16 protein-coding genes are annotated in these 14,957 nt (G+C 65.3%); 5 read left to right on the top strand and 11 right to left on the bottom strand.

The genetic code is table 11. The annotated features are described in order from the left end of the window. Positions 1-34 precede the first annotated feature (34 nt). Together OK015_RS28760 and OK015_RS28755 are read left to right on the top strand one after the other, a co-directional pair. Positions 35-1,615, top strand: coding sequence for a ParB/RepB/Spo0J family partition protein (locus OK015_RS28760; RefSeq protein WP_268133229.1), 1,581 nt, complete (start codon positions 35-37; stop codon positions 1,613-1,615). A gap of 235 nt (positions 1,616-1,850) precedes the next feature. Next, a complete protein-coding gene (locus OK015_RS28755; RefSeq protein WP_268133227.1) occupies positions 1,851-2,723 on the top strand; it encodes a ParA family protein in 873 nt (290 codons plus the stop codon). A gap of 334 nt (positions 2,724-3,057) precedes the next feature. On the opposite strand, the gene OK015_RS28750 is transcribed toward OK015_RS28755, so the two are convergent. From OK015_RS28750 to OK015_RS28735, 4 genes are all read right to left on the bottom strand, one after another. After that, positions 3,058-3,240, bottom strand: a complete 183-nt coding sequence (locus OK015_RS28750; RefSeq protein WP_268133225.1) for a hypothetical protein — start codon at positions 3,238-3,240, stop codon at positions 3,058-3,060. 384 nt (positions 3,241-3,624) lie between these two features. Continuing rightward, positions 3,625-4,062, bottom strand: coding sequence for a PIN domain nuclease (locus tag OK015_RS28745; protein ID WP_268133383.1), 438 nt, complete (start codon positions 4,060-4,062; stop codon positions 3,625-3,627). After that, on the bottom strand, positions 4,053-4,247 hold the full coding sequence (locus OK015_RS28740; RefSeq protein ID WP_268133381.1) for a hypothetical protein: 195 nt from the start codon (positions 4,245-4,247) through the stop codon (positions 4,053-4,055). Before OK015_RS28740 ends, OK015_RS28745 begins: the two co-directional genes overlap by 10 nt. 171 nt (positions 4,248-4,418) lie before the next feature. Next, positions 4,419-4,742 (bottom strand): ArsR/SmtB family transcription factor, encoded by a 324-nt coding sequence (locus tag OK015_RS28735; RefSeq protein ID WP_268133379.1) that lies wholly within the window; start codon positions 4,740-4,742, stop codon positions 4,419-4,421. A gap of 118 nt (positions 4,743-4,860) precedes the next feature. Between OK015_RS28735 and OK015_RS28730 the strand changes: the two genes are divergently transcribed. Continuing rightward, positions 4,861-5,127, top strand: a complete 267-nt coding sequence (locus OK015_RS28730) for a hypothetical protein (RefSeq protein ID WP_268133377.1) — start codon at positions 4,861-4,863, stop codon at positions 5,125-5,127. A 10-nt stretch (positions 5,128-5,137) separates the two neighbouring features. Here OK015_RS28730 and OK015_RS28725 read toward each other — a convergent pair whose 3' ends face one another. The 5 genes from OK015_RS28725 to OK015_RS28705 all read right to left on the bottom strand — a co-directional run bounded on the left by OK015_RS28725 (position 5,138) and on the right by OK015_RS28705 (position 10,510). Further along, entirely contained in the window at positions 5,138-7,105 is a 1,968-nt protein-coding gene (locus OK015_RS28725) for a hypothetical protein (RefSeq protein WP_326498565.1), read from the bottom strand. Between the two features lie 516 nt (positions 7,106-7,621). Further along, the gene (locus OK015_RS28720; protein WP_268133376.1) at positions 7,622-8,419 is read right to left on the bottom strand and encodes a hypothetical protein; all 798 of its coding nucleotides are present in this window, start codon (positions 8,417-8,419) and stop codon (positions 7,622-7,624) included. A gap of 29 nt (positions 8,420-8,448) precedes the next feature. Continuing rightward, entirely contained in the window at positions 8,449-9,492 is a 1,044-nt protein-coding gene (locus OK015_RS28715; RefSeq protein WP_268133374.1) for an alpha/beta fold hydrolase, read from the bottom strand. Then, entirely contained in the window at positions 9,489-10,094 is a 606-nt protein-coding gene (locus tag OK015_RS28710; RefSeq protein ID WP_268133373.1) for a hypothetical protein, read from the bottom strand. The genes OK015_RS28715 and OK015_RS28710 overlap by 4 nt, the downstream gene beginning before the upstream one ends. A gap of 131 nt (positions 10,095-10,225) precedes the next feature. Beyond that, positions 10,226-10,510: a transcription factor WhiB gene (locus OK015_RS28705; protein WP_268133372.1), complete on the bottom strand. Its 285-nt coding sequence runs from the start codon at positions 10,508-10,510 to the stop codon at positions 10,226-10,228. Positions 10,511-10,705: 195 nt separating this feature from the next. On the opposite strand from OK015_RS28705, the gene OK015_RS28700 reads away from it, so the two are divergent. Next, entirely contained in the window at positions 10,706-11,425 is a 720-nt protein-coding gene (locus tag OK015_RS28700) for an XRE family transcriptional regulator (protein ID WP_268133370.1), read from the top strand. A 559-nt stretch (positions 11,426-11,984) separates the two neighbouring features. On the opposite strand, the gene OK015_RS28695 is transcribed toward OK015_RS28700, so the two are convergent. Continuing rightward, complete coding sequence (locus OK015_RS28695) at positions 11,985-12,521, bottom strand: hypothetical protein (protein WP_268133369.1); 537 nt, start codon at positions 12,519-12,521, stop codon at positions 11,985-11,987. 23 nt (positions 12,522-12,544) lie between these two features. Then, positions 12,545-13,606, bottom strand: coding sequence for a phospholipase D-like domain-containing protein (locus OK015_RS28690; RefSeq protein WP_268133367.1), 1,062 nt, complete (start codon positions 13,604-13,606; stop codon positions 12,545-12,547). 159 nt (positions 13,607-13,765) lie between these two features. On the opposite strand from OK015_RS28690, the gene OK015_RS28685 reads away from it, so the two are divergent. After that, positions 13,766-14,905: a hypothetical protein gene (locus OK015_RS28685; RefSeq protein ID WP_268133365.1), complete on the top strand. Its 1,140-nt coding sequence runs from the start codon at positions 13,766-13,768 to the stop codon at positions 14,903-14,905. Positions 14,906-14,957 lie beyond the last annotated feature (52 nt).

Raw genomic sequence — 14,957 nt, 5'->3', positions numbered from 1 at the left:
CGCAGTACATGTATTGAATGCTTGGAGGTTGCGAATGACGACAACCGGATCTTCCGCAGTTGGCAAGCGGCTCACGCGCGGAACCGGTGGCCGCAAGACGGCGAACAGGCTAGCCCGTTACGCCGGTGGCTCCGACAGTGAACAGTTCTTAGCGGCCGCCAAGAACATCAACACTTCTGGGGGCATCACCGCGGGGCTCGCTTCCCTTGCCGCCGCCGACGGGCAGCGATTCGTCGAGGCGCCGACCGCTGCGATCGCCCCCCATCCATACAACGACCCGATCAGGTCTGCCCCACAGCCGGAGAGCTCCCGGTGGACGGAATTGGTGGATTCGGTCCGCGCCGCCGGCGTGCAAGTACCCATCCTTCTTGTCTCCCGTACGGCATTCGTTCAGGCGCGCCCAACACTGGAAGCCGCGATCGGCCCCGACGCTCACTACGTGATTATCTACGGGCATCGGCGCCGCGCGGCCGCCCTTGCCGCCGGGCTGGAGACGATTCCCGCAGTCGTTGACGACGCTGTGCTCGCCGATGGCGGCGACCTCGACGCCATGACGATCGAGAACCTTGGCCGTGAGGACCTGACCGAGCTGCAGCAGGCAGAAATGTTCGCCCACTACAGCGAAGCCGGCCTCGGCCAGCGCGCGATTGCTGAGAAACTCGGAGTCAACCAATCCACAGTCTCGCGCCGGCTCAGCCTTTTACTGCTAGCCCCCGAGGTGCTCAACGCAGTCGAGCAAGGCAAGATCAGATCCACCGAAGCCGCCGAGCTCGCCGGCAAGCTGCCGTTCGGACCCGCACGGCCCTGGCAGCAAGAGACCGACCTCGAGCAAGGGACAGCACATCGGCACGCCGACCAGCTCGCCGCCTATGCGTTGGTGGTCGCAGGCACAACCCCCAAGCGTGCCGCCGAACGTATTCTCGTCGAGCGCCGCGCACGCCAGCAGGCGGCCTCCGAAGGCGTGGAGATCATCGACCCGCAAGCCCTCTTCGGACCCGATTTTCAGCGCCACGCGGTCATGTCGCCAACCGCGGTCGACGGTGCGGTGGTTGCGTCGATCGATCCACTGCAGGGTGGGCTTGTCTACTATCCCGCGGCGTCGCCTGGCGCCCGCGAAACTAGCCCCGAGGCAGCGCCGCAGCCCGCGCCCGAGCACTCGCCGAAGCTGCGTACCGCCGCGACGAAAGCACGCCGCGCCGCATGTCCGCGACTGGTCGCCAGCCCGCCGCCGCGCGACAAACTCCTTCCGCTGTTAGCTGGGCAATACGCATCCGGAGTGACGGCGCTCGCCGCCAGCCCTGCGGGCTGGAGCCTCGCCTTCGAATTCAGCCGTGCCGCCGGCTTAGAGACCGGCCAGCATCCTGATGTCACGTCCTATCGCGCCGCCGCGACAGCCCAGTGCGAACTCAAACGCCACCTCGAGATCGCATGGGCGTGTGCAGTCGCGGGCTTCGAATTACACGCTGCAGACAAGGCGCGAAACGAATGGAATCACATCGATTCCGCGTACCTGCAGCTGCTGCAAGAACGTGCGAACTACTCCCCCACGCCGTGGGAAAAGACACGAATCAAAACGAGCCAAACCACGATCCGGGCCAGGAGCAGCAATGATTAAACGGCCACGACCAGGCAAAACGCTCTGGCGTGGACGGGTGATGCACGGTGCATCACCCGCTGAACCACCCACCACCCTTCCGGTGATGCACGGTGCATCACCCGTCCGATCAGGCACCCTCCCCGACACTGATGCACCGTGCATCACCACCCCCCTCGTTGCCCGAGATGGCCGCAACACCCCGCTATCCATGTCCCTGTCACACCCTCTCCCCTACGACCGTTAAGGAGGCCCCATGGGCACCACCTATGCCTTCGCCAGCTTGGCGGGCAGCACCGGAAAAACCACGACCGTCGTCACCTTCGGAACACAGCTGGCACTCGCCGGCCTCAAGGTTCGAATCGTCGACCTCGATAGCCAGGCCAACGCCAGCACCTGGCTCGGCTACGAGGACACCCATGGCAAGACGATCGCCGAGATTCTGCGTAACGAGGCCGCCATCGGCGATGTAGAACTTCCCGGCCGCGTGGTCAATGGCGTCGACGACCAGGACGAGCCGATTTTCGGCGAGATCCCCAACCTCACCCTCGTCCCGGCACGCCGGGCGACCCTGGACAAGATCATGATTGAGTTGTCTGCCGAACAGGGTGGTGTCCTACGGCTACGAAAGGCACTCGCAGATGCCGAGCCCGTCGACGTCACCCTGATTGACTGCCCGGGAACAATGTCCACACTCGTCGTCGCCGGCATCCTGGCCACAAGCATCAGCGAGAATGACACGACTCCAGGTGCCTGGGGCGTCATCGCGTGCACCAAGCCGGCCTACAAAGAGAGCCGCGGCATTCCCGACTTGGAAAGCCAGCTGCGAATCCTGCGCGAGACGTATCGAATGGAGCTGCCCCTGCTCGCAATCATCCCGTGCGTAGTCCCCCCGGAGAATGCGGGCCGCGTCTATATCGACCAAATGAACGACCTTCGCGAGATCTACGGGGAGCTGGTCACCCCCGGCATACGGCGGGCCGGCATCGTCGACGAAGCATTCGTCAACACCACTCCCCTGCCCCTGTATGGCTACCGGGCGAAGCCGGTCAGTGACGACTACAAGACCGCTCTGGACTACCTGGAGGGGTCACTCGGGCTGTTTAGTCGCGGGACTGTCGCAGCATGACACAGCATCCACCGCTTGATCCCTCAAGCCACAGTGCCCCAACGCCTCAGGCTTCCTCTCGTAGCACTGTCAATATCGCGACCGACCTTCTGGCCGTCTCCCGGGCTGCGGTCCGGCTCGTTCGCACCAAGACCGGCCGACACTATTCGCTTCGCCAGTTCACCGATGAAGCGTTCGCCACTCAGATCCAAGTCATCGCCGATACCTACAACGAGGGGCGCGCGATCCCGCCTGACAACACACCCCTCGAAAGGGGAGCATCCAGCAGGTGATGCACGGTGCATCACCTCGTGAAGCGCTACCAGCGGACACCCCTCCGATCCACGTCGCACAGTCAGTTCGGATTCAGTGCCGCATCGGCGCGCTCAACACCCACTCGATCAGCCGCGCCGCTGCCGGCAGCGAACCATCGACTCTTAGGAATACCGTCGACCCACAACGGATAAAAGGCCATCCGCGGCCCACCGTTGAAAATATGCCCGAGCTTGTTTGCTGATGTCATCATGATCGCCTGCACAGCAAACCAAGCCCCAGCGTTTCATCACCGTGACGAAATGCGAAGGTCCGGGGCCCTTGTTCACCTAGTGGTCGTGGCCGACCGTGCGCCCCGGACGACATCGCGACAGCCACCGGCGCCGTGAAATGCCCGCTGCGCCAGGCATTTCCGACGCTGTCAGCTCACCGGCCCGGCTCCCATCGTTCGGCCTCAACCGTGGCGACGACCACCGAACACCGAACGTGTCGGATGGGCGCTGGTGGTCGGCAACCTCGCGCCATGAATCTGCGAGAGGATGCGGGCCGGGGGAGAAGAGGCACCGGCCCTCCACGACTGTGCGCTGACCGCAGTCAGTGCCCCCGTGGGATACACGCCGGGCCCAATGTTGAATGCTGGTGCCCGTTGTCAGGACCGCTCAACCGAGACGCCCTCATCGGCCGTCCCAGAAGGCACCACCCACTGGCAAGGTTGGCCGGTCACTGCGGAAATCAGGTCAAAGTCCGCGTCGTAATGCAGGACGGTCAGTCCGTGTTCTTCGCCGGCGGCGGCGATGAGGAGGTCGGGGATCTTGCGGCCGCGCTGGCTTCGCTGAGCCAGGAGCCGTTGCACCTGAAGCGCGCGACGATGATGCGATTCGGTCGATTCGACCGGCTTGAATGCGTCTAACGCCCCGATTAAGCGGTCCCATTCGGCCTCATTCCTCGCCGAATAGCCGACCTCGAGATCGGTGATACGGGCCCGCGCGAGTTGGCCCGCGGCCGCGAGCGGCTCGACCGCTTGCCGCACGTTGGGCTGGCCGAGTCTTTTGATCACGCTGGTGTCGAGGAGAAACGTCAGCGCCATGCCTCGGCGCGATCTTCGGACGGCACGGCGGCGAGCACGTCTAGCGCCGCGCTCACATGCTCTTGTCGGTGCAACGTCGCGCGGTGCAACGCCGCGTTCACCGTCTCTTTGATCGTGGAAGTGCCCAGTTCTGCGCGGGCCTTCTCCAAGGCCTGCTCATCGATGTCAATTAGATGCTTTCCCACCCACCCAGTATATACAGGAAGCGCAGCGATATATACGCATTCGTGCGGCCTGGTCGGCAGGCACTTTGAAGGCTGCACGCCAACGCCCAACGAGCGTCGTGGCCCACCCTGCGTCTCGGGGTGCCCAACAGCATTTCGCCCGGGCACGATCGGGGTGTTGATCGCCGGCGCTTAGGTGTCCGCCGTGATTTCCTCGCTGAGGGCCTGCGCCAGTAAGTCCAATGCCGCGCCCCATAGGCTGTGCGGATTTCGACGATAGTAGACGCGCCCCATGCCGTCTTCCCGGGTAATCAAACCCGCAGCGGTGAGGTCTTTGAGCGGCTGCTGGAGTGTGCTCTGGGCGCGAAAGTCGAGGGCGGCGGCGAGATCACTCGGGTTGACCAGGCCGTCGCTTTGGGCGATTGCTGCCATGACGGCCAGACGATGTTTTTGCCCGAACACGATCGCGGAGAGTTCTTGGACTCGCCCCGACTGTGCGTACGACACGTTTGACATGCTATTACACGATTCCTGTTACAGGATTCTCGTTACTGATATCCTGTTACAAGAATCGTGTAATACCTGGTCAGCTGACCCCGGGCCGGCAGGACCCGGCGAGGTGAACGGAGCAGACATGGCGGACACGGCCGCGGTGGCGAAGTCAACGAGGCGGCGTCGGAATTGGCGCGAGTACGAGGGAAACCGTCCCTCGTCCAAGTATGTGGCCAAGAGGGTAAGCGCCGAGGACCACGACGTGCTGACTCGTTTCGCCAAAGATCACGGCACTGACGTCGCCAAGCTCCTGACTCCCTTCCTTGACGACCTCATTCAGCAGGCCCGCGCATATTGTGGCGAGCTCGGCGACATCGACGACGTGTCAGAGGCGGCTCGCGCGTCTTAACGCGTGCCGGTCAGGCCGCGACGATCCGGCCACCCAGAAGGTCGCCGATCATCTCGATAGCCTCGCGTTCGACGTCATCGTAGGGCTGGTCGTCGGGGGGGCCGGTGGCCATCACCGATTGCAGCCAAGCGGCGTGCTCAGCGTCGTCCTGGTCTTGGCCGCCGGCCATGACGCTTGCCGCCGGCCGCGTAGGGGACAGGTCGTTGTAGGGGTCAGTGCCCCGTATCCGTTTGCGCTCGGCCAGCCAGCTGCGCCACGCCTCGCGCTCAGCGCGATGCCTGCTCAAGCGGTTGGCTCGACTCACGTCGAGCTTGTGCCGGTCAGCGATGTTGTCCAGTGATTCCGCGCCTAGGCCGACGCTGCCTCTTCCGGATCGCGTGAGCAGGCCGGCGACCTCCAGGGCGGTGACCATCGCATCGCCGGTGGCGCGGGGAACGGCGGCCGCAGCATAGATATCGGCTTTAGTGGTCAGGCTGTGGTGAGCGACGAGTTCGTAGATCCGGCGCAGGTGATGGCCGAGCACCAGCCATGCATCGTGGACGGGCTCAATCCGAATCCGTTCGGCGCGAGCGGGGTCTCTCGTCACCCTGTTTTGCATGGTTAGGGCGTATACATCAGGTTCGGTGCCGATGTGTTGACGGGTGAGCACCAGGGGGGCGCCCGGACGGTCACGCAGATCCGCTAGTACGCGCCAGATGGTGTCTTCGCTCAGCAGGCCGCAGCCAAGCGACAACGCCCGCCCGCCCACGCCCACTAGCCAGGTACCGGATCGTTGCTCTCCGGCCATCAGGGCGCAGAAGGCGAGGGTCTGCAGCACAGCGTGCACGGTCCACCGATAGCGCTTGCCTCCGAACTCGTGATCCGCCCACGCCAGTGCATTCGCCAGCCACACGCGAAGCTCAAGCGGGCCCCGTGGCCCCCTCTGCCCCCCCGGTGAGTACTTACTCTTGTGCCGCGGGGGAGAGGACTTTAAGAGGTTGGTGACCAGCCAGTCCAGGGCCTTGGCGAAGTCGCGGCTGAGGGCTTGGTCGGCGCGGTGCTCGTAGCGGTCGTAGGCCTTGCCGAGGCCGTGCTGCCAGGGGCCGCCGCCGGCGATCATGCTGCGCAGGCTTGCCAGGCTGTGGCCGCGGAGAATGGCGTGGGTGATCACGCACATGCGGGCTTCGTGGTTGGACTCCCAGGTGGGGCGTGACGTGCTCAGGGTGCCGTGGCGTGCGTAGGTGTCGACGTCGCCGGGCAAGGGATCGGCGCGGATATAGGGTGTGTCGAGCCGTTGGTCGTCGCCGAGGCCGGCTGTGTAGGACGCAATGTCGACGGCCGCAGGAGCGTTGGCAGCCACGTGCCGCGGGTTCGGTTTGAGCGCGCCGAGGAGCATATAGAGCCGCGGCAACAGATCGGGTGCCGATCGGGTGGTGAAGGCTTCCACGGCCTCGTCGAGGCTGCAGTCGAGCTGGCGGAAGCCGCCTTCGCGGCATGGCGAGCCGGGCGGGGTCATGCACCCTGTCTCAGCGTTCGTGTTCGGGGTGATGTCCAACGTAGGCAGCCGGGCGGCTAACAACCGCACCAGCTGGACCATTTCGTCAAGTGACGCGGAGGTCCCGATGGCCAGCGGGCAGATCAGGTGTCCGCCGCCACTCGTGGAGCGATCTATCACGACAACTCCACCGCAATCGGTCATCCATGACGCCGCGGTGGCTAGGTCAGCGTCGACGGCAGCCCGGCCGTGCCGCTTGGCATCGAAGTCCAGCCACACCAGTTCCGTACGCCGTCGCGTGTAGAGGTACACCGCGGCCGGGCGGGCCGGGAGGCGGTCGGTGCGCTTAGCGGTGTCGCTGAACTTCTCGGTGATCGGGTTCCACACACGCATCCGGCTGCGCCCGGGCGCAGCCACCAGGCGCGCCAGGCGCCTCCACACGAGATCGGGCGTGCAGCTGTAGGTGAGCGGTGTGTCGGCGGCCGCCGCCAGCGCCGCTGTCACAGCGATACCGCTGAAAAGGGTTGCAGGCTTGGCGGAGTGGCGAACAGCGAGATTGTCGGTGACGGGATAAGCACGATGTCGTTGCGGCTCACAAGGGTGTCCTTTATCCTGGAGCCAACCCTGGTTGCTCGGTGAGCACTGTGGTTGCCCCTCGGCGGCGCGTGGAGAGTGTTCGGTTGTAGTGGGCGTTGAACGGAAGTTGGCGCTTCAGTTCAGATTTCGGATTTCCCCGCTTCGGCGGGGATTTCTGTTATCGGGCCCTTGCCGCGTCCGGCCCTGTCGGTGCAGATCGCAGCTCTTGAAGTGGTTGATGGGCCTCCTGGCACTCGTGGTGATGACGAGTCTGGCATGCAGTGGCGGATTATCCGGGCAGACACGCTGGTGACAGCGCCGACCGGCAGGTGACGGCGTTGGGGTCACGCGATCGTCAGGCCTGACGCACGTCCCGGGCGAGGCCCGCGGTTGGCGCCGTGGCGCACAGGTCAATCGTCATCGGACCGTCGACGGCGTGACCGCTCATAGGGCGACCTGCTGGCGGTAGCGCGCCAGTTGCCGCTGCAGGGAGTCCACTTTCATGCCGAGACGCCGGGCGATCGCAAGTTCGTCGTGCACTCCGAGCTCACGAAGTTCTCGGTAGCGCTCAGCAAAGGTGGGCGGTTTGGTGGCCGCCGGAGCGGGATCGCTGTTGGGATCGTCGATGCTGTCCTCGTCCCAGGCCAAGGGCGGCGCCCACCGCAATTTGTGGGCGAGGATGCGGGCGCGATCCGAGGGTCCCGGAGTCATTTCTAATCGGTCGAACAGGTCAGCGACCGCGTGGGCGATCGCGGCCGGCACTTCGTCACAGTGACTGAATAGCGTGTAGGTATTCTTCGGGGTGATGCCGAGCTCGTGGCTCAACATGCTGGGGGTGTAGCCCGCGGCGACCAGCGCGCGCACGCGTCGTCGTGTTCCAAGAGCTGACGCCGGTCGCGTGGCCACCGGTACGTCGTCCGTCGCCGAGGGCGCGGTGACCGCGAGGATCTTCGCCGCCGTGCTGCGCAGCACTTTCACTGCTGCGCCGGTGCGCCGATCCACGATGAGCTCGATCGCGCCGGGCGAGATGCCACACGACCGCGCAATGTGCTTGATTTCCATGCCCGCAACGCGCAGCCGGGTGATGTGGTTGCGCACCGGCTCGGAGTCGATGTAGTGAGATAGCCAGTCCCCGTGGTCTTTTCGTTGCCCATGTCCTGATACACCTGATGTCGTATCAAAAGCGTTGGCGTGCGGCGGGAGTGGCAATGGGCGCTGAGGTGTGGGCGCTGCCGATGGCATGGACGTCTCCTTGCAAGCCGGGGGTGTGGTCAGCCAACAGTGGTCAAGTGGTCGCGGTGCTGGGGCCTGGTAGCAGCTGAGGGCAGTGGGCATATCTGAGGTGCCGACGGGCAATGCTGGGCCGGCATCGGCTCGGCCGGTGCGAGTCCGCTTACCGTCTGGATGGCGCGGCGGATGAGCTCAGGAGCCTGTTGGGGCAGCATGTGGCCGGCCTGGGGTACGTGGAGATGGATGGCGTCGGGGATCGCGGCGACCAGCTCGCGCGCATGGGCGGCCGGTGTCAAGGTGTCAGCGCCGCCGCTGACGACGACGGTGCGTGCCCGCACCGCGGCGAGCGTTTGGGACAGGTCGAAGGTGCGCAGGCTGGGTAGGTAGCCGACGGCGGTCGAGGCGGCCGTGGTGCTGAGCGCGGTAAGTGTGATTGAGGCGATGGTGCCGGCGGTGAGACGTCCACGGACGGGCGACAATGTCGCGCACAACGGTGCCACGAGGGCGCGTAGGAGAGCTTCGGGAGCGTGCGCTGCGGCGCGAGTCAAGACCGTGGTCGCCGGCGTGGCCAGCAACCGGCCGAACCCGCGTTGGCTGAGCTTGCCTGCGGCGGCGGCGACGAGCACCAGCCCGCTGGGGTCCACGGGGCGGCACGGTGCCGGCCTGCTGAGGTAGGCGAGTGCGGTCATCGCACCCATAGAGTGTGTGACCAGGGTGAGCGGGGCCCGCACGTCGAGGGCAACCAAGACGTCGGCGAGGTCGTCGGCGAGTTGGTCGATCGTGTAGGTGCTGATCGGCGCAGACCCTGACTGACCGTGGCCGCGGTGGTCGTAGGCGATGACCCGTACCGAAGGCCCGTAGTCGTCGCGGATCCGGACTAACTGCGACGTCCAAGTGGCCCGGCTGAGGCACAAGCCGTGCAGAAAGAGCACAGTATGAATAGGGGCAGCGGGACTGCTGTCGTGCACGGAAAGCGTTGTCCCATCGCGGGTTACCACTTCTAGATCGCGTGGGTGTCGCGTGGCGGTGGGGTAGTCAGCGGGCACCGGTGTGGCCGGCGGGGCCGGGCAGGCGATCGCGGTCACGATGTGCACCCGCCCACGTGGGTACCTCGAGGCGACGTTGGGTGAATGTCGCCGGCACGGCACGATTCCGCGGTGTCGGTACCGGTATTGGGGGTGGTGATGATGGGCCAAACGGCTCGCCGATGCCCATCGGAGTGCCAAGAACACGCTTTGCCGCCATGGCGCAGAGGGGCTTCGCAGACCTGGGTGTGATGCCAAGGGCAGCCGCGGTCGTAACGGTGCACCGCCTCCTGCAGGCTAGGGTGCGCTGGGGCGTCGAGGGCGATCGTGCCGGTAATGCCGTGGTAATGAAGGGCACTGGTGGGGATGGCTAATTCCGCTAACTCCGTTGCCAGAGTGGGCAGTTCATCAGCCGGTAGGGCGTTCAGGGGTGGGCTGAGTTCACCGACGCCCCAGCGCACGCTGAGGAGGTCGACGACGATCAGCGGGTTGCCATCGAGGCCCAGCGGAAGGAAGCGTAAGGCCCGGTCGGCGGTGGTGATCTTGGCGCCGCGGCGTTCCACCAGGGCGCCCGCGGGTTGTTCTGTGGCATAAAGCCAGCGCAGTCCGGCGCGCAGCGCCGATTCGAGGGCGACAGGCACAGGCTTGAGGATGGTGGTCATGGTGGACCTCCTAGGAAGGAAGGCCCCGGCGGATGGTGTCGGGGGACAAAGGCCGATTGCGGGTGGCTGAGGCGTGGCCGTCACAACCACGCAGAACCGCGTGCAGCGACAACGGTCGCCTAGAGCGGCCGTTAAGGGATGGCAGGCTGATCGGCATAGCCGGCATAGGCGGCCAGCGATTGCAGTTGGCGCAACGCGAAGGTCCGCGCTCGCCCCTCTTTGGGGACGTGTACCCCGGCCACCAGGCCTTCGATGCCCGGTGTGTCTAGGGCCTCACTCGCGCACAGCCAGCGCCGTGGGCATCCGCGGCAGAGGGCTTTGAGAGTGGGGTCATTGCCGCCGTCGGCCCAGCGGTCCGGGTCGGCCACGCATGGCGTAGCGGTCAGTACTGGCGGTGGTTCCAAAATTGCGGTCACGATCGCTCCTCCCACTGAGCGTTAGCACTTGATGGGCGCTAACGTTAGCGCGCTAACGTTAGCATCGCAAGCACAAACGTAAGCAGCTCTCGTTAATCGTTAGCACTATGCGTAAGCAGCAAACTTGGTTGCCCATTCAGACACGTCGTTGACCAGCTCTATGGGCCGGCCCGGGCCAACCGATACACTGGCCCGATGCACGACGACGCGGACCCCGTCGGCGTGGCCCGCGCCGGTGCGGCGTTCGCTGCCCGCCGCAAGGAATTGCGCATTTCACAGCGGGAATTACACAAGCAAGGCGTGATCGCCGCGCCCAACCTGATTGCGTTCGAAAAGGGGCGGTCGTGGCCCCGTGAGCGCACGAGGGCCAAGCTCGAGCAAGTTGTTCAGTGGCCCCCCGGCACCCTGGCAAAGTTGTGCGACGGTAGAACAACCCGCGTAAGCGGTGCTATCGAAACAGTGCGCAGCGAGTCAGATGCCAGCGCGGTGATTACGGATGCGGTAAGACTCGCGGTCGACCAAGTGCTGGCCGCCGCCGATGCGCTGCCCGCCGAGAGCGACCCCAGCTTTGCAGAACGTACGGTCCGGGTGCTCGCCGATTTACGGGCAGTAGAGACGATCACGGCGCGGGCGGTGCGCACCAGCCGGCGCGCCCCGGAGGTGATTAAGTCGTTGCGGGTGATCCGGCAGAGATACGACGAACTGATGATGCGTGCCGCAGCCGCCGCCGGCGCCACGTTGGGTCAACGCCTGTACACGGCCCGGACGATGGCCGCCCTGACCGTTGCCGACGCCGCCGGCGCGATGGATGTCGCAACTGAGGTGGTGGTGGCCGCCGAATCCGAGCAGCCCCTCAGCGAGGACGATCAGCGTCGGATCGAGGCGTTGATCGCCGAGCTCACCGATGAAACCTAGACAACCTGCCGTCGCCGGAAACCTTCGAACGCGTGGCGACGGTGGGCCCAACGCGTGTACGAGGAAGCCCGCAACAGTGCCGATATGTTGTCAAGGCATCAACGTCACAGCGGCCGCGAGGAGGGCCCGGCGCTCGAACTGTGAGGTCTAGCGCTGCGAGTCGTGTTCGGACGCAGTCGATCTGCCGGCGGTTGACCGGTCAAGGAGATGACGCAACCGCGGGGCGTCGCTGCCGTGGCGGTAGCCGTCGAGCCAATCATCGAGCCTGTCCACGAGCGGGCGAGGCAACCGAGGGTGTCGCCGGTGTTCGCCTGTAGCAAGGCCGCGATCGCGGCGTAGGCGTTCCCGGCGCCGATCGCGGCATACATTTCTGTCCGGCTCTCCCCGACAAGCCGGGACCCAGGGCATCGGCGAGATCCCAAGCCAGAGCGGCCTCCGCCCAATCCTGCATGCCCACATTGTCTTGAAGGACGACCAGATGTCAGGTCAGCGCGTCACCGGCGCCGGGCGTGGTCGACGTCGAGGAGAAGGCATCCCCGCCACGCCTAGAACACGCAGATCAGGCGACGTGTGTTGTTGCCGCGCCCTGTTGCACAGTGGCGATCGCTGCATCAAAGAGGGCGTGAACGGTGTGCAGGTTCGCGGTGCTGTTGAAATCGCACACGGTGGTTTCGGGCGGCAGGCCCGCGCGCATGGCTGCGACCAGAAGTGTGTGTGGCACGCGCATGTCAGCGTCGCGCCACGCCAGCCCCAGGCAGCGATAGACGTCGCACGACGCCCGATTCCAATGGGCGTCGGCGGTGCGCTGGGCGGCGCGTAGGACCGCAACGAGGTCGTCGACCAGCCGTTCAGGCAGCGCGTCACGCACGCGGGCCCACGATCCGATTCCGCTGTTAATTCGAGTACCCGCCATCTGGTAGGCCGCCTGAAGCAGTGTCGCCAAGTCATCCATGGATTTACCGGCGCTGTCTTGTACGGGCACGATGACGTTGGGCCCAGAGATTTTGACGCACCACCCACCCGACGAGACGGCGGTGGTACGGCCTCGTTTGAGGTCGTCGGCGTGCTCGACGGTGAGCTGTGTGAGCGATGTCATGGTGGCTTCCTTTCGATTGGGGTCTAACGCTCTGAGCTGGTGGCCGGCACGGCCTGCTGGTAGTCGTGCTCGAAGGTGCTGGCGGCGGCCGCCAGCACGCTTGGGGCGGTGCTCTGGTCCAGGCGGAGGGACAGTTCCCGGTTGTCACGCAGACTGGCAGGGGACAGGTTGTGGCTGCCGATGATCAGCGCAGCGGCATCGATAAGGAGCAGCTTTTCGTGCATGTACAGTGCCGAGGCCGATCGGGGCAGTAGATGTACCGAGCACCCGGCGGCCGAGACTTCGTTGATGGCCGGGTTCCACGCGGGGTCCTCCGTGAGAACGACGCGGCACGCAACGCCTCGGCGGGCTGTGTGCGCGATCGCGCTCAGCACCGGGGCGTCAATGAATTCTTCACTGGTGATGTTCAGACTCGTTGTGGCCGTAGCAATCTGGTCGACGAACTGCCTTTCGGCGGCGGGGGACCAGACGAGGTGCTCACCTGCTGTGGCGGTCGGCGTCGAGCGAGCGGCGTTGTGCGCGGCAGCGTAGTCGGCGTCGAAGGTTGCCGTGGTTGCGGCCACGTCGGCGGGGGCCGTGGTGACGACAAAGGCATCCCGGCTGGATCGGTAATATTTGTGGACGAGGTTGGCGGTGCCGATCACCGCTGAGGTGTCGTCGATCACGAGGAGTTTCTCGTGATAGATGACGTCCGCTGGAGCCCAGGTCACGTCGATTGCAGATTGCTGCAATTCGGTGAAGGCGGCCTGGTTGGTCTGGCGGCCGTGGAAGGCTGCGTCGAGCAGCACGTGCACTTCGACGTGACGCTGGCGCTTTGCGTCGACAAGGGCGTGCACCACGGCGTCGTCGCTGAGTTCGTACATCGCCAAACGCACGGATTGTGTTGCCGCGCCGATCATGTCGGTGATCGGCTGGTAGCCGGCGTCGGGTTCTTGGATCAGTCGGTAGGTCCCGGTGGCGCTGGCAGCCGTGGCACTCAAGTGTGTGCTGCCGGCGGCGGAGTTGATACCGCAGCCCGCACAGGCCGATATCACGGCCGCGGCGGCGGCCACCGCAGCGGCCGCGTGTGATCGGTGCACTGGCATAGTTGGATGGTATTGGGGCGCAACGGTACTGCCGTGCGCTAAATTGTGCAGTCCGGGGTGCCGGGGGCGCGTACAATTCTCCGGCCCGGTCCCGGGCTCACTGGTGAGACGACCGAAAATGTGTCTGGGGTGGGGTGTGGGTGCGTTGATACTGGATGGGTGTCGATAGATGCGCTGGTGGCGCACGTGGGCCAGGTGCTCAACCGTGCGCATGCGTTGTTCGGCCAGCCGGGCACCGGTGGGGGCGTGGCGGCCGGGCACAGCGGCGCGGCCTTGGGTGGGGCCGCCGAGCTGGTTCGCCACAGCCATCACCGCATGTCCGGGCTGTCTGGTGTGCTGCCGGCGACCTACAGCACCTTCGCCACCGACGCCGCCCCGGGCTTGGTGAAGGCTTCTACCGCCGATAACCGGCTGGGCACGCAGATTCACGATGCGGTGCAAGTGGATTGGACGGGCCGGGCCAACTCCGGATCGGTCGTCAACGGCGCCGCGGCCGACACGTCTACCTTGGCCCCGGTGTCAGGCACCCCGGCCGGCCAACGCGCCCTGATCGCCACCCTACGCGCCCGCCTCGCCCAACAACAGCACCTTGTCAACGAATACACGGTGCGTGATGCACGGTTAGCGGCGATGATGCGTTCTCTTTCGTATGGGCGGGGTCGCCGCGGCGGGGGCGGAATGCCGAGCGGTGCAATGCCGTTCGGCAGTGGGGGAGGTGGGTTTGGTGGTGGCGGCGGGGGTGGGTCGAGTGGTCTGGGTGGACTGATTAGCCCGGTCGCCGCACTTGGCCGCGGAGCGGGGTCACGGTCTGGGACGCCCTCGGGGTTGCGGGCGCCGCAAGGGGCGGTCGGGATCCCACTTGGTGCGCTGACACTTGATTCGAGTCCACGCGAGGTGGCGTCGGCCATCGTCCATGAGGCGCAGCGTCGCGGGTATTCGCCGTATCAGACGACGGCGATTTTGGCTGACGCGATGCAGGAAAGTAATTTGAATCCGCGGGCTAAGAGCCCGAATGGGCTGTGGGAAGATGTTTTTCAGCAAGACGCATCGTACCCAGGCCGACGTAATCCGAACTTGGCGATCTCGGAGTTTTTCAATCGACTCGACCATCACGGCGGACCGGGGTCGCCCGACATCTGGAAATCGATCTTCTGGCTCCAACAACGCCCAGGGGAGCCTTCCGCGGCCCAAGCGTATTCCCATGGGCGACAAGGGTATTTAACGGAAATTATGGGAAAGCACCAAAAAGCAATGGCGCTGTACCGCGACATCGTCGGCGGCGGCGGCGTGATGGTCTGAGCACGGGGGCGGTGTAAATTTCCCAGTTGTTGACGCGATACCAATTCTGGTC

It is taken from the genome of Mycobacterium sp. Aquia_216 (assembly GCF_026723865.1).
GTDB lineage: Bacteria > Actinomycetota > Actinomycetes > Mycobacteriales > Mycobacteriaceae > Mycobacterium.
Note: the sequence above shows the minus strand (reverse complement) of the source record. Positions and strands in the feature narration are given on the sequence as shown.

What these genes read in the sequence shown, in the direction of transcription:
- OK015_RS28760 (WP_268133229.1), top strand. Translation starts at nt 35, where the DNA reads ATGACGACAACCGGATCTTCCGCAGTTGGCAAGCGGCTCACGCGCGGA.
- OK015_RS28755 (WP_268133227.1), top strand. Translation starts at nt 1,851, where the DNA reads ATGGGCACCACCTATGCCTTCGCCAGCTTGGCGGGCAGCACCGGAAAA.
- OK015_RS28745 (WP_268133383.1), bottom strand. Translation starts at nt 4,062, where the DNA reads ATGGCGCTGACGTTTCTCCTCGACACCAGCGTGATCAAAAGACTCGGC.
- OK015_RS28735 (WP_268133379.1), bottom strand. Translation starts at nt 4,742, where the DNA reads ATGTCAAACGTGTCGTACGCACAGTCGGGGCGAGTCCAAGAACTCTCC.
- OK015_RS28730 (WP_268133377.1), top strand. Translation starts at nt 4,861, where the DNA reads ATGGCGGACACGGCCGCGGTGGCGAAGTCAACGAGGCGGCGTCGGAAT.
- OK015_RS28720 (WP_268133376.1), bottom strand. Translation starts at nt 8,419, where the DNA reads ATGCCATCGGCAGCGCCCACACCTCAGCGCCCATTGCCACTCCCGCCG.
- OK015_RS28710 (WP_268133373.1), bottom strand. Translation starts at nt 10,094, where the DNA reads ATGACCACCATCCTCAAGCCTGTGCCTGTCGCCCTCGAATCGGCGCTG.
- OK015_RS28700 (WP_268133370.1), top strand. Translation starts at nt 10,706, where the DNA reads ATGCACGACGACGCGGACCCCGTCGGCGTGGCCCGCGCCGGTGCGGCG.
- OK015_RS28695 (WP_268133369.1), bottom strand. Translation starts at nt 12,521, where the DNA reads ATGACATCGCTCACACAGCTCACCGTCGAGCACGCCGACGACCTCAAA.
- OK015_RS28690 (WP_268133367.1), bottom strand. Translation starts at nt 13,606, where the DNA reads ATGCCAGTGCACCGATCACACGCGGCCGCTGCGGTGGCCGCCGCCGCG.